The organism is Planctomycetia bacterium, from assembly GCA_016795155.1.
Classification (GTDB): Bacteria; Planctomycetota; Planctomycetia; order Gemmatales; family HRBIN36; genus JAEUIE01.
On record JAEUIE010000031.1, the window covers coordinates 1 to 14,083 of the forward strand.

The window sequence follows — 14,083 nt, forward strand, 5'->3', positions numbered from 1 at the left end:
TTCAGCGACCTGCTCCATCGGCAGATCGAGTGCAGGCTGCGCCACGCCGCGTCGTGGATCGTAATAGTAGCCATTCCGGATTTTCATTTCCGATGAAGCGTACAGGACGTGGTTCCATCGCTGCTCTTCCGCGAGCTTGGCATCCGCATCTTCCGGCGAGACGAACGTCTTGCGGTTCTCCTTGATGCGCTGCTCATCGAGTTGCAGCAGCATCGCTGACGTATCCTTGACAACGTGACGATAGGCGTTGTAGAACGATGCGGGCAGGTCATCTTCCTTGAGTCGGCGGGCCATCGAATCGCCAATCGAATGCATGCGATGGATTTGCAGCATCTGGTGGGCCAGGACGTCGAGCTTGCTCGCTTCGAAGCCGAGATCGCGTTGAAACTCCCGGATGGCAGCATCGATCTGCTCCTTGGCCATCTGGTGAATGAGTTCCTGAACCTGGCTGCACGTTTCGATGCTGAGGCCAAGCTTGGCCTGCTTGGCCATTTTCTCCTTCATTTGCTGCGGTGTCTGCATGGTGACGCTCCAATGTGGACGTTTGTACACAAACCCACAGCGTAACTTGGGGGAGCGTTGGTTGTAAAGTATCGGGGGTGATTTGAGACGATCTGAGACAGTAGCGAAGATCGCGAACGCTGTGGCAGGGTCGTAACGGTACTCAATTTCGACCCTGTTTCTGAGATGTCAAGTCGTTGCACAACCGCAGGGTCGACCCTGCCACCACTACGCCAATTCTGGAAAGAGCCGGGCACCCGGCTAATGAGCAGTTGCTTCCCCATCTCGCTTTCTGAACGGATCAAACCCACCCACCAGGAACGGAATAAACGCAATGCTATACGGAAACCAGATGCCCATCAGGAATCCGGTGCCGATGTGGAAAGGCACCATGACTGCAAGCCAGCACCAGCGGAATGTTCTGGAAAACACGCAGAGCGGCGTGAGCAGTTCCAGCAGAGTCACCACGGGAAAACCAATCCTGAGCATCCAGGCGCCAACGACGGATTCGCACATCCACACGCCCAGGCCACCCGCAGAGCCTTGTTCCGCATCACGCTGCACCGTGGCACAGAGGATCGAATCATCCAGGTAGACATCAAAACTGCTGGTCGCCAATCGTCGAACACCCACCATCAGATACGTTGCACAAAAGATGAGGCTTAACGACACCAGTGCCGCCTGGTATTGCCGGGCAGGTTTCAAAGTACGCCGGCGACGGATCAGCGTGAATGCATCGTCTGCAGGCAGCATGGATAGCACCAACGCACATAGAATCAAAATGATATGGGCATGTGTCGCGATTCCATTCCCGCGAACCAAGCCTTCCGTCACGATGAGTGCAAAACAAGCCAGCGGCGTCAGGATGCGGTATGGCCCCACGCCCAATGCCACCAGCAGCAGCAGGGCAATGGTCAGGCCCTGCAGGCCCACTGCCAGTTCCACTGTTAGAAATGGGAACCAGTACTGCGTGCCCAGGAGCTTCATCACACCCGATGGTTCATACTCAGGCAGCAGGCATACTTCCCACACGGGCACCAAGAAACGAGACAATGCAGCCAGGCTGAACACCCAGAAGCGCACCAGACCCAGAGTTTCGGCAGTGGCTTTTTCAAACAGCATGTAGTGAACCTGAATTATTGGAGCGAATATTCCAGATACTTCTTGCGGGATATGGCAAGCTTGCGGCCTGGGCCAGGTCGAGGCAGCGTGCAGCGGTTGACGAAGACTGATTGCATTTGGATTTCCGGATGCTGGTTTTGAAACCGGGCGACGGTGGTCAGGAGCAGAGTGCGGAACTGTTCAGACCGGTGCAGTTTTTTTACATTGCACTTGTTGGTGTCCATCAAAGATGAAAGGAATTGCAACCGCCAGAGAGTGGTTCTGCTTTGCGACTGAAAAACCTCGCTGACCGGTATCTCCAGTTCCCTGCCATCCTGTGTGATGCCTACCACTTCCAGATACTGAGGTGCATCGAATCGGCCTCGGTACATGTTCCAGGGAATGAAAGGCCAGCTTTCATCGTGCCGATCACGCAACTGGGCTAGCACCAGGACTACCGTGATGCCTGCAAGTGCCACCCGCTGCGGGCGAGATAGTGCTGTGAGCATACTCCGCAGCGGAGCATAGCTGAAGAGTAGTGTCAGGCACAGGACGAAGAGCAAAGCTTCAAGCACCTTGGGCCAGGGCGGGTCGTATTTACCGACGAGGAGGAGCAGTACGATCATGAAGATGGCTGCACCGTTTAACCAGAAAATCATTTGTTTCCGCGACATGGGAAATACCCGCAGGCAAATCAGTTTTTGTACAGGGCAATTCTTGATCGTGTCTATCTGAAAGAAGTTTGCCTACAGTATCGCAACAGCCATTTTTCGCAAGATCAAGTGATAACACTCAATGAATCGGGCAATGCCTGAGATTCATTTGCAACTGGCACGCTCACGCAGGCAAAATCGTCTCCTGCTTGACAGCCATCGTCCTCTGTGTTACATCGCGAGCGCTCCTGGGGAGAGCTTGTGATGCGAAATTTCTTCACCATACTGTTGGGCTTATGCTGCAGTGCCGGTTGCACCTGGCAGGCGAACAGCAGCAGCCACGCTGTTGAAGTCAATCCATTGAACTATGGATCTGACAAACCGGTCGTTCAGCCTTCCAACATGATTGGCTACATCGATGGCCAGCCGCAGGATATGCGGCGGAAGTAGCCAGGTTATATTTCTGCTTTGCCAGTTACCCTGCGAAGTAACACTTGGCAAACTGTTCGATCTGTCCACGGTACATGGTGGTACGTCCTTCGCCTTCATGCATGAAGTTGCTGCTGTCTTCATGGCCATGATGATGATCCAGGCCTGCGGCATGGCCCAGTTCATGCAGCATCGTGACCAGGTCATCGTTGGGCCTGGCAGAAATCAGACAGACCGGAGTCTTCCAGCCATACTTCTTCCAGGGCGTTACGCCATGTCCACTCTCGGTAAAGTTGCAGAACACCACGCCAACGTGAGTTTGTGCCGTCTTCGCATATCCCATGATCTCGTCTACGCGTGCCTTAATCCTGGGATAATCCTCCTCCCAATAGAGCCCACGTGGCCCAGTGCCTCCTGGCTCCATCATGGGGGAAAGATTTTTACTCCACCAGCACTGCAGATTGAGCCCGTGTTCCTGCAGCATCTTCTCCGTCTTTTCAATCACCCGAATGTGGGAATCGCCAAAGTAATTCGGCGCCCCGAAAAGGTGCACTCTCAGACTCACCTTTTTCGGATGGACATAATTCGTGTCATTGGCATTCGTCTTGGACATGGATACGACTCTCCGCAACTCTCTGAAATGAAGCCCTTCATTTAGAGAAGCGATACCCACCTGTCATTCCCCCGTGATGAATGTTGATTTTTGAGGTACGCTGGAATGTTTCCCGTGCATCAAGGCAGTTGTTATGGCATAGATAGGCCTTTCCCAGAATAAAACTGAATCGGATAGTGAGGGTGAAATCCGACGAGGATGATATCGAACGAGCCGTGTATCTGTACACGATACCGCTGAAACGTGGGGAGCCACGGTGTGGTTATCGGGCGTTCTGACTCAGTGCCGCGAAGTTGTGGCAGCGTCGTAACTGTATTCAGTTTCGACCGTGTCAGGTGGACATGAATGTCACAACTTTACATTTTCTTTTGATCCGGACCCCCGACTCGCCAGCTGAGCGAGGACGGTGGCACTGCTTAATGAGTCTTAGCTTGCTCAGTGACACTCTGCCGGATATCCTTGGCACGGATATCGCAAATTACTGAATGATCCGGAAGAGGAGAGTAATTACTTGACGACATGCATTTTGAAGTTGGGATCGCCGACCGGGGCAGGTAGTTTCGATTTCGCTTGCCTTCCGATGTGATCATAAAACGCCTGCTGTTCAATGCGTCCACGCATCACAAGCGTGCTACCATCGGGGAAGACAGCGTAGGCGGTGTCATCCGTCAGGCCTCGATACTCGACCTTGCCGCCATAGGCATCCTGGGCACCATGCAAGACTCGTGGCTTATCGAGTCGTTTGTTCAGTGCTTCTGCATACTTCTTAACCCAGGGCCCGTTCCAATCGCCGTTAATAATATCATCGGGCACCAGAGAGACATTGCTGCCAGGCGACTTCATGGGGGCTACGCCGAGCAGGTCATAATCACCTACGTAGGGCTTGCCATCCTTACCAACGACCTGGCCCGCTTCCACTTTCCAGGTACCGTTAAGCTTCACTTCCTGAATGACTTCCTTGCCGTTGACCTTCACCACTCGCCGGGCCATGCGCTTGGCGACGAGATCAGCATCAACGACGAAGGCTTCGTTCGCCATGGCAATGACCCGTTCATCGGTATTCCTGGCAGTAAGCACACCCGTATCGGCGCTGGTTTTGAACTTGGCCCACATCGGTTTGCCATGGGCGCCATTGCGGATCAAATCAATGGAAACTTCCTTATTGGCCCGGAAGATGGCAATCACTCCTGTTTCCTTGGCTGCTTCAATCATCTTGGGGAGATGTTCCGGCGGAATACCCATCGCCCGGTCGTAACCACGTCCCAGCGTGATGGTCTTAGTGGCGCTCTGGGCTGCCTTTCTGGAAGCTCTCTTGGCGATGACACGGCCAGTAATGGTAAGCAGTTGCTGGGCTCCAACGCGCACCGCAATGGCATAGCCCAGCCTGATAATCAGCTTGGCTCCAGCGAGCAGATCAGCCGGTGAGAAATCGACGGGTAGGGCCGACCCGTTACTGGTGAATCCTTCGAACTTGATCCACGAGACTTCACCATCAATATTCGTCTGCACTGAGTAATAGCTGTATTCGTTGTAGGCAGCAACATAACCTTGTTCTTTCTCCACATCGCCATTGCCGACTAACATGTGAATTTCTGCCTGGGCCAGTTCTGGCTGATTGATACTGCTCAGGTTAGGATTCAACTTATCCTGCTCCTGGATGAGGATCTGGTGACCATGCACCCGTCCATAATGGCCGATAAGTACATTGTTCTCATTGACGATGGGAATAAAGTTTTGATGACTGGGCCGGAACAGTTTGCTCCACCAGCGTTCCCAGGGGGTGGCAGCAAGAATCGGTTTTTGATCGTCCCTCTCCCAGATCATAATCGGTTCGAGCGAATCTCTGTTGAGGAAGTAGGCATCAGTCAATCCACGACGAGGGGGAGTCGAACCGCGACCCGAACTGGGTGGCCCCATCGTCGGCCCTTGATACGGCGGTCGGTAGGGTTCAATCGTTTGTGTTCGGCGAATTCTCTCCTGCCAGTTAGGGTCTATCATAGGAACGCGATTCGACTCGAAGGTACGATGGTATTGCTTTTCAGCTGACATGGCTAATCTCCCGCAATGACTGAGAATTATTCTATTTTCCATCTATTATTACATTTTTCTTCTTACAGCACAACAGCCCCGTTACCTTTGTATGAAACGGGGCTGCTGGTTTATCAAGTTGACGAGAGGGATTCCAAGAGGCACGCTGGGAGCGTGGCACTGCTTTCTGAGTACAGAACGCAGTGCCACATTCTCGAGGTGTTGTTCAGCGATCCAGCTTCATCACCACTTCCTCAACCCCATCGCTTGCAGTTGGAGACTTCGTCTCGTCACTGGAGATGGTGAACCCGCATTTTTCCAGCACGCGGATGGAGGCAATGTTATGGATGGCGACATGGGCGAAGAGCGGGCGCGTGGTGACGATATCAAGAAAATCGGCCAAGGCCCGCGAAGCAATTTTCCTGCCCCAGAAGTTCTTGCCAATCCAGAACGCGACCAACTGCTGATGGTCCTCCTGCCAGCTTGAAATGTATCCTGCCACCTGACTGTCTGAGTTACCCCCTCCGACTCCCCCTTGTAAAGGAGGAGAGTTGATGACGATGGTCTTGAGAGTGAGCGCATCGTCTGCCAGGAGCTTCGCCCAGTGTGCCATGAAATCTTCACGATTTCGAGAGGGGAAAGCCGCCATGCGATTGGCATCGGGGTCTGCCTGCTGTTCAAAGAGAACAGGCAGGTCGTCTGCGATCACATCGCGCAGCAGAATCTCGTCAGCCATCGTCGTCCTTTCATGAAGGGTCCATGACAGGATACTAACAGGATGGCTGAGGATAACAACAGGGGAAATGGCGGATGTGGCACTGTACTCGGTATGCCCGAGTGCAGTGCAAAGCACGCGGAGACTTGGCACGATCCAGCACTGCTTTCGAGTACGAAAACAGTGCCACAGCGAGATTCTCATTCAGCGAAGTACCATACGTAGGGCACTTGACAGTTATTCATTGTAGGTCCAGCCGCATTGACTACATACTGTATCGACTTCGGGCATTTTCGCTCCACACGCCAAACACTCATTCTCTTGAACGACTCTTTGTGAACTCGATTGCGGAAGTTGAGCTGAAGGAGCTTCGTTTACTGAACGAATTGATCGCCAGTAGGCAAGCAGTGACCAACCGTTGCATACACTCGTTATCAAGCCTGCTAAAAGGCAAACCCACCTCATGGGGCTCAACCATTCCAGTCCAAACAGAATGCCTGTCAGGTAAAAGAAAAGTAGCGATTGATGATAACTGGCAGGTTTCCGGTGGAAGACCACATATTGCCCGACACCAGCCAGCATGATTCCCAATGATGTTACTATCCAGCGAATCAGGTAAGTCGTTACTTCGCCGGGTGTGTGATGATAATGATCTACATAAGCGGGAAAGAACATAAACCCTATCGAAAGAAGAACGCTGGCAATCAGCAGATTGCGTGCATTTCTCCATTGCACATAACTGCCCTGTCGAAACAAACGTAAGTACATCCATTCAACAGTTTCGCCAAACAGCATTACCATGCCCAGGCAAGCCAGAAGAACAGGTACGAACATAACGAGAGGAACATAGAACATGGTTTATTGAATGACACATTCCAGAGTAAGCTCTACTTCATATTGTCAACGGTGCATGGGACGCAATCAAGCAAATATATCCTATCGTTGAATGCATCCGGCTTGTCTGATGTTGTTATGTATTTTTTTGTTGTCGGTCGGGAAGCAATGATTTCGTATTCGCCTGCAACTGTGGCACTGCTTGGTACTCCAAGCAGTGCGGATCGCGCGATGGCTTCGCGCGATCCTACAAGGCAATCGCAAGATTTCAACCGGGCGAGGTCATTGGTGCGTCAGTAGCGCTTCTATTTGTCGGGAGGGCAATTGAGCGGCGCCGTCGTAGTTGGAGAGAACGATGGCAGTGTAGCCTAGGTCGAGATAATCGCGGAAGTCGGCGCTGATGCCTGGTGCACCGCCGCTGTGGCCGATGTGGCGGTGGCCTTTGACGGTGAAGTCGCCGAAGCCATAGGCATATTTGCCATCGGGGCCCATTTGCACTTTGCCAGTGGTGGCGAGCGTGGTGTATTTGGAATTGAGCAGGCGGTGTTCGCGTAAGGCTGCAGCGAAGGCGAGGAGGTCTTCCGCAGTGGAGTAACCGCCGCCGGCCGGACCGCCTTTGACGGCATGGAGGTAGAAGTTCTCACGGCGGACTGGCTTGGCACTCTTGGCCTGTGGCCCCGGAACGGACGACTGAAAGGTGTAGCCGATAGCGAGGTTCGGAACGATCAAATCAGTATCGTAGGAATCGGTGTTCTTCATGCCAGCAGTTTTGCAGACATGTTCGCGGACGTAATCGTAGTAGGTTTGCCCGGAAACTTTTTCAATGATGAGGCCGAGAACGATGAAGCCGGCATTGCTGTAAAACATTTGTGAGCCTGGCTCGAAGCGGAGGGGTTCATCGACGAAGAGCGGCAGGAAGTCGCTGACGGTGCGGAGGGTGGGCATTTTGTTGCGGAACTTTTCGTTCCAATAGTGGCCCAGGCCGCCGGTGTGGGTGAGCAGGTGATGAATGGTGACTTTCTCGGCGACGGCTTTGTTGGGATAGTCGGGCAGGTGCTTGATGATGGGGTCGTCAAATGAAAGCTTGCCTTGCTCGGCGAGTTGACAGATGGAGACACTGGTGAGCATCTTGTTCATGGAGCCGAGGTTGAATTTGGTATCGAGCTTGTTGGGAACCTGGAAACGCAGACTGGCATAGCCATAGGCTTGGTGGAAAATGGGTTTGCCCTCTTTGGCGAGAAGCACGACGCCGGAGAATTTGTCGTCGGCAACGATTTTGTCCATGTAGGAGCCGAGTGCTTTGATGATCTGGTCATCGGTGAGTTTGCCGAGGGGAAGCTCATCGAGGCCAGGGGCGATGGGGCGAAACTGGACGCTGATAAGTTTGTGGGGCGGTTTGGGTTCGAACTCGAAGGTGAGCTCGAGCATCTCGCCATTTCTGGTTTTGGCACGGAGTGTGGTTTTATCATCGGAAGTGGCAAGCACTTTCACGGGTGAGATGCCGCCGGTGTCTTCCAGGATATCCTGGTATACCGCCAGGCGTTCCTTGAGCGGGCGGCGCTCGAGGGCGGCGGCAGCGACGTTTTCCATGATGAAGGCTTTGGCCTTTTCCTGATCGCCCGAGTTGATGGCAGCGAGAAAGTCGGCCATCCGTTTGCCGGTGGTCGTGTCGGGGAATTTGAAATCGTCAGCAGCAGCGACGCAGACGAGCAGCATGGCAGCAGCAAGTACTAAAGTACGGTGGAGGATGGACATGGTTGACTCCGAAGGCATAGCGACGACGCCTATGGTTTTAGGTGTTTGGGTTAAAAAAACACCGGTGGTTGATATTGGATTGTTACCTGAGGAATGCGGGTTGTCTTGAACAGGATAAGGGATTTGGAACTATTCTACCCAGGTTGGCGTAGATGATGTTGAATTCGAATAGCCAGTAAATGGTCAGCTATGCTGGTGGGTTGAACAACGTAGAGACAAGACGTAATGGAACATCGTTTCGACACGGATCTAATCTATGCCGTGGCTGCACGATCACGGGTCGAGATGGATTATAATCGCGGCGAAGCAGGGGCAAATGGATGTGGATGTGGTGGATGTGGCACTGTACTCGGTATGTCCGAGTGCAGTGCATGGCACGCGGAGACATCGCACGATCCAGCACTGCTTTCGGACATACCGAAATCAGTGCCACAGCGATCTATTCATCAAATCAGTGCCACCCTGCCTCGGCTGGTGAGAGAAGTGTTTATGGTTCAGAATCATCCAATCGACTTGTTCCAATATGACGAAATTCCACTAACCGCTGGTTTGGTGCATCGAACAACAACTCATTCATTCGTGTTTCAATTTGGCGACCACTGAAAGATACAAATGTACGTGCCGACTTGTTACTAAGACTTTCGCTGTAGACGAGCACATCCGAATAGGGAAGCAGTTTCCAAACGGTAGTGCCGTTCTCACATTGAAAACCAATTGAGGGTCTTTGGTCAAGGACCTTAAAATTTGAATTGCGAAAATCGACGAGTGCTTTCCAAAATGCCGATTGTTGCTGATAGCCAGCTTCCCAAGTGCTGAGGGGTGTTACCTCTTTCATTTGGGAGAACATCTGCGTTAATGCCTCGGATCGACTCCAATGTTCCTTCTCATACGTCCAGGCACATAACTGCCCATAACTGCGTTTTCTAAGAACATTCCAAAGTGATTCCTCCTCTTGCGTCATCGGCTTGGGATCGTTGCCTTTCGGGTCTTGCTCGATGTTCAATTCGCTCAATCCAAGGATGTCATCACGTTTTTCGCCCGACTTCATTTTCCTATAAATCCGGACAGATTGGAGTGCTTGACGTTCGATCAAGGCGAGAGTCGGGCAAAACTGTGGCAGATCATTCTCACTGGCGTGAGGAAGCTAGATTACCACTGCATATTGGTCGTTCAGTATTTTGACACAAGTACGATGCGAGGATTTCCACCTCGTGTTCCACCCTTGTCCTGCGTTCCATTGCTGGTAGTTTTCCTCAGTCCAGGTGAACTGTATGCGGTAGGGTTTGCCGTTTATTTCGAAAGTCGCCGAAAGCGCTGGATGCCGAGGTGGAGCAAGTGGAAGGTCGGGTTTGTTCCACCAGGCATTAAGGAATATCAGCAACCAAGGCAAGGAAGACAACAGTGTCAGAATCAATAAGATCAATCCGATTTTCAAGAGACTATTCATGTCTATTATCTCCCTTCTGACATGATACAGCCTTTTCTGTTTGAGGTTGGATAACAAGGGGTCACAACGGAGTATGACCTGTAACACCATTGCCCCGTCTCATCATACGACGAGACTGGATAGCTTGTTATTCAAGATGGCGAGAGGGGATGTACCAGAGTGAGTCTGTGGTACCTGTAGGATATTTTTGTGAAGTGTATCACGGGGGGCTGCCGCCCACCCGCTCGCAAAGTCACAAAAGGATTCCTTAGAGGTGATCCAACTGCGGGGTCATGTGCGGTTACCTTGTTACGACTTAGTCCCAATCAGAAGTTTCGCCTTTGACGCTGACGCGGCTTTGTTGCACACTGTTGCCAGTTGGCGTCCCTTTGCCTGCCGCATTGTAGCACGTGTGCAGCCCCAGGCGTAAGATTCGTCTTGACCGATTCCTGATCTTCCTGCATAGGGCTACACTAACCTCTTTGTTTCTGGATGCGGCAGTACAGGTTCAGCTTGGGTGAACTTATCCCTGCCTACGCGTGTGCTTCATGAAATCTATTGTTACTTGCCTATTCGCTCTGACCATATTGCCTGTGAATACTTATTCTCAAATACCCACAGGGACGTCGTCCCTGGTTGAAACCGCCAATATTAACCAAAACCCAACGACTGCACTGAAAGATCCCAGCAATGAAGCTGCATCACTCAAGCTGCTTTCCCAAGGCCTGGACGATGTCTCCAAGCGATTAACCATCACCACCGCAGACGACCAGTTTAAAATCCTGATCTTTGGATCGTTGGTTGGAGAAACCATCTCTTCGACGCAGCGGATCACCTCACCAGGCTCGTACCTCTTCGTGAACCCGTTTCTAGGTCGCGATTCGCCTGGAATCGAGGTACAGGGCCGTGGCACAAGCCTTGGGGCGATGCTCGTAGGTCCCGAAATCGCTGGTTTCCAGAGTGGAGGACAGTTTCTCGTTTATCTGTATGGTCAATCACCTTTCGCCAACCTCTATGGTTTATTCTTCGCATTCGCCTATGCGGATCTGAAAAACGACGACTGGCGATTTGCATTCGGCCTCAATCAGGATGTGTTCAATCCATTGAACCCAGGCACAATGAACTTCGGCTACGGGTTGGAAGCAGGCAATACAGGATTCATCCGCGGTTCATTTCGCGTGGAACGCTTTCTTAAAGCATCAGACGATTTCCAGATCACACTCCAGAGTGCGATAGGACAACCGGTAATCACCGAGTTTGCTGCCCCCTTTCCAGGTTCAGACATCACGCTCGGAGAAACGACGGGCCTTCCGAACCTGGAAGGACGTATCGCCTTCGGCTTCGGTGCTATTGAACAGCGAACCGGCTCCCCCACGCCTACTCGGCGGGTGGAGTTGGGCCTTTCAGGATTAATTGGCCAGGTCCGAACGAGTTCGGAAACCACCCGGGTCTATGCCAACACCGCAAGCGTGGGCGTTGATCTTACGGCGTATCTGTCCGAGCAACTCGGCTTCAAAGCGGAGTTCTATCAGGGACAAGCTATGGGCAGTTACTTCGGCGGATCGGGCCAGAGCGTCAACATCGAAACGTTTCGGGCGATCCGCTCCCTCGGTGGTTGGGCCGAAGTCTGGTACTATCTCACGCCCGCTCTGCACACGCACTGGGGCGCTGGTATCGACGACCCACGCGATGGCGATGTAGGCAACAATCAGCGTGTGCAAAACCAGTTCGCCTTCGGCAATCTGATCTGGGACGTGACCAAGAATCTGCAACTCGGTTTCGAAGTAGGCAGGTACGATACCGACTGGAACCTCCCCAACATCCCCAGCACACACGCCTGGATCTTTCACACGCGAGTGGCACTGAAGTTCTAGCGAACCGTCACTTACCCACGACACGGTAGGTCGCCGGATATCAACCGGATTAGTATTACTTCTCCAACCGGGGCGTCAGCGTGCCACCCTTTTGCCTTGGCGGGAACTCCTTCAGCGTGGCCGTATGTGCGGCGAGAGCATCCTGAACCTGGCCACCCCAAGCAACGCCGAGCTTCATAGCGATGTCATTATTCTTGATGCCGTCGTGCTTTTCAATCGGGTCCATGCGCAGGTTGAAGACCAGCGCTGCCGGTTTGTTGTAGTCGAAGAAGCCATCTCGGCTCTGAAAGTGTGACTTCCAGTTGCCGATGCGGATCGCGCAGAGTTCCGCTTCGTTGTAGTAGTAGACGATGTTGCGAGCTGAGGGGGCGTCACCCGTCCAGTGAGCCAGGTTGTTCACACCATCGATATGCACCTTGTGTGATTCCTTGAGTTGACTGGCAACATCCGAAACACCGGCAGCAGCAGCCAGGGTGGTAAAGACATCGAGGTGCTCCTGAATGCCATTGGAGACTTTGCCCTTGGCAATCTTTGCGGGCCAGCGGATGACAAAGGGCACGCGCACGCCTCCTTCCCAGGTAGTGGCCTTCTCGCTGCGGAAGGGTGTCGTGCCACCGTCCGGCCACCAGGAAGCCATAGCACCGTTATCGGTGGTGTAGATCACGATGGTATTCTCGGCGATCTTGAGGTCGTCCAGTGTCTTTAGCAGATCGCCCACCTGCATGTCGTGTTCCATCATGCCGCTGCCGTAGACGTCGAGTTCCGAGGAATGGGGGGCAGCGAGTTTTTCTCGCCCGGGCCGCAGGTGGGTGTAGATGTGCATGCGGCTGGGAGCATACCAGGCGAAGAAGGGCTGGTCTGCTTTCACCGCATTGGTCATGAACTGCTTGGTGCGGTCGAGGAACTCATCGTCTACCGTAGGCATGCGTTTGCGATTGAGTGGACCGGTGTCCTTGATCGTCTGTTTGCCAATCTTGCCAAAACGCTGGTCTTCGGTGGGATCGTCCTGCTCCGAGGCCTTGCAATCGAGCACGCCGCGAGGTCGATAGCGGGTATCGAAGCCCTTATCCTTGGGCCAGTCGCCGAGTTCGGGCTCTTCTTCGGTGTTGAGGTGGTACAGGTTGCCAAAGAACTCATCGAACCCATGCACGGTGGGCAGGTGCTCGTTGCGGTCGCCCAGGTGGTTCTTGCCGAACTGCCCGGTGCGATAGCCCTGCTTCTTGAGTACCTCGGCCAGGGTGGGGTCACGTTTGTCGAGACCGATGGGTGACCCGGCCATGCCTACCGTGGTCAGGCCGGTGCGGACCGGAAGCTGGCCGGTGATGAAAGCAGCCCGGCCCGGGGTGCAAGTCGGCTGGGCATAATGATCCGTAAAGAGCATCCCTTCCTTAGCAATGCGATCAATGTTCGGTGTTGGGGCCATCATACCATGGCTATAGGCACCCACGTTCCAGTAGCCCACATCATCCGGCATGATGACAAGGATGTTGGGATGCTTGGCAACCTTTTTCGCTGCCACAATGTTCGATGTCAGTGAATTGGCCACCCCTGCCGGCTGGTAAGCCATAGCAGTGCAAATTAGGAGTAATGCCGTAAGCCATGCCCAGAATAAATATCGCGACATTGCCTCACCACTGTGAAGGGTATCACCCGCATGATTAGACTAAACAGCCTGATTCTTAACATTATGAAAAGCTTGTAGTTAAATAAAGGCCACGAATGCAACAACGCCCGACATCTTTCGAGGCCGGGGGTTGTTGTTTTATCAACATGGCTAGAGAGGTGTACCAAAGTGAGTCTGTGGTACCTGTGGGATATTTCCAACCACTTGAGTGGTTGAAGGTTTCCTTAGAAATGAGGTGAAAGAGCCGCAGGTTCCCCTACGGTTACCTTGTTACGACTTAGTCCCCATCAGAAGTTTCGCCTTTGACGCTGTTGCGGCTTTGGGGCAGAATGGCAAAGGCATCATGTCCGAGCTGTTTCATCAAGGGCAGTTTTATGAGTTCCAAGCATCTAGAGCATTTTCAAAAACCATCTTGCGCATTCAGGTAATACATGAAATACTGTGACGTGTCCATGTCATGGAGTCACAGATGAAAGCGTACTCGGTTGATTTACGTGAGCGGGTGTTGGCAGACTTTCAGGGAGGCATGA

Annotated in this window: 13 protein-coding genes; 2 read left to right on the forward strand and 11 right to left on the reverse strand. The window is 52.9% G+C overall.

Annotated features, from left to right (window positions below):
• From JNJ77_12215 to JNJ77_12225, 3 genes are all read right to left on the reverse strand, one after another.
• Window positions 1-522, reverse strand: a 522-nt coding sequence (locus tag JNJ77_12215; GenBank protein ID MBL8823347.1) for a hypothetical protein, incomplete at its 3' end; no start/stop codon positions are given.
• A gap of 240 nt (window positions 523-762) precedes the next feature.
• Window positions 763-1,623 carry a hypothetical protein gene (locus JNJ77_12220; GenBank protein ID MBL8823348.1) on the reverse strand — a complete coding sequence of 287 codons (861 nt, stop codon included), beginning with the start codon at window positions 1,621-1,623 and terminating at the stop codon, window positions 763-765.
• Between the two features lie 14 nt (window positions 1,624-1,637).
• The gene (locus JNJ77_12225) at window positions 1,638-2,276 is read right to left on the reverse strand and encodes a hypothetical protein (protein ID MBL8823349.1); all 639 of its coding nucleotides are present in this window, start codon (window positions 2,274-2,276) and stop codon (window positions 1,638-1,640) included.
• A gap of 243 nt (window positions 2,277-2,519) precedes the next feature.
• On the opposite strand from JNJ77_12225, the gene JNJ77_12230 reads away from it, so the two are divergent.
• Entirely contained in the window at window positions 2,520-2,705 is a 186-nt protein-coding gene (locus JNJ77_12230) for a hypothetical protein (protein MBL8823350.1), read from the forward strand.
• Between the two features lie 25 nt (window positions 2,706-2,730).
• On the opposite strand, the gene JNJ77_12235 is transcribed toward JNJ77_12230, so the two are convergent.
• The 7 genes from JNJ77_12235 to JNJ77_12265 all read right to left on the reverse strand — a co-directional run bounded on the left by JNJ77_12235 (window position 2,731) and on the right by JNJ77_12265 (window position 10,076).
• The gene (locus JNJ77_12235) at window positions 2,731-3,297 is read right to left on the reverse strand and encodes a hypothetical protein (protein ID MBL8823351.1); all 567 of its coding nucleotides are present in this window, start codon (window positions 3,295-3,297) and stop codon (window positions 2,731-2,733) included.
• Window positions 3,298-3,804: 507 nt separating this feature from the next.
• Window positions 3,805-5,346: a hypothetical protein gene (locus tag JNJ77_12240; protein MBL8823352.1), complete on the reverse strand. Its 1,542-nt coding sequence runs from the start codon at window positions 5,344-5,346 to the stop codon at window positions 3,805-3,807.
• 205 nt (window positions 5,347-5,551) lie between these two features.
• Window positions 5,552-6,049 (reverse strand): GNAT family N-acetyltransferase, encoded by a 498-nt coding sequence (locus JNJ77_12245; protein MBL8823353.1) that lies wholly within the window; start codon window positions 6,047-6,049, stop codon window positions 5,552-5,554.
• 228 nt (window positions 6,050-6,277) lie between these two features.
• The gene (locus JNJ77_12250) at window positions 6,278-6,895 is read right to left on the reverse strand and encodes a hypothetical protein (GenBank protein ID MBL8823354.1); all 618 of its coding nucleotides are present in this window, start codon (window positions 6,893-6,895) and stop codon (window positions 6,278-6,280) included.
• Between the two features lie 261 nt (window positions 6,896-7,156).
• The gene (locus JNJ77_12255) at window positions 7,157-8,647 is read right to left on the reverse strand and encodes a beta-lactamase family protein (GenBank protein ID MBL8823355.1); all 1,491 of its coding nucleotides are present in this window, start codon (window positions 8,645-8,647) and stop codon (window positions 7,157-7,159) included.
• 469 nt (window positions 8,648-9,116) lie between these two features.
• Window positions 9,117-9,722 (reverse strand): hypothetical protein, encoded by a 606-nt coding sequence (locus JNJ77_12260; protein ID MBL8823356.1) that lies wholly within the window; start codon window positions 9,720-9,722, stop codon window positions 9,117-9,119.
• A gap of 51 nt (window positions 9,723-9,773) precedes the next feature.
• On the reverse strand, window positions 9,774-10,076 hold the full coding sequence (locus JNJ77_12265; GenBank protein MBL8823357.1) for a hypothetical protein: 303 nt from the start codon (window positions 10,074-10,076) through the stop codon (window positions 9,774-9,776).
• 527 nt (window positions 10,077-10,603) lie between these two features.
• Here JNJ77_12265 and JNJ77_12270 point away from each other — a divergent pair.
• Window positions 10,604-11,929, forward strand: a complete 1,326-nt coding sequence (locus tag JNJ77_12270) for a hypothetical protein (protein MBL8823358.1) — start codon at window positions 10,604-10,606, stop codon at window positions 11,927-11,929.
• 55 nt (window positions 11,930-11,984) lie between these two features.
• Here the strand turns inward: JNJ77_12270 and JNJ77_12275 are convergent, their stop codons facing one another.
• Window positions 11,985-13,496 carry an arylsulfatase gene (locus JNJ77_12275; GenBank protein ID MBL8823359.1) on the reverse strand — a complete coding sequence of 504 codons (1,512 nt, stop codon included), beginning with the start codon at window positions 13,494-13,496 and terminating at the stop codon, window positions 11,985-11,987.
• Window positions 13,497-14,083: the final 587 nt, after the last annotated feature.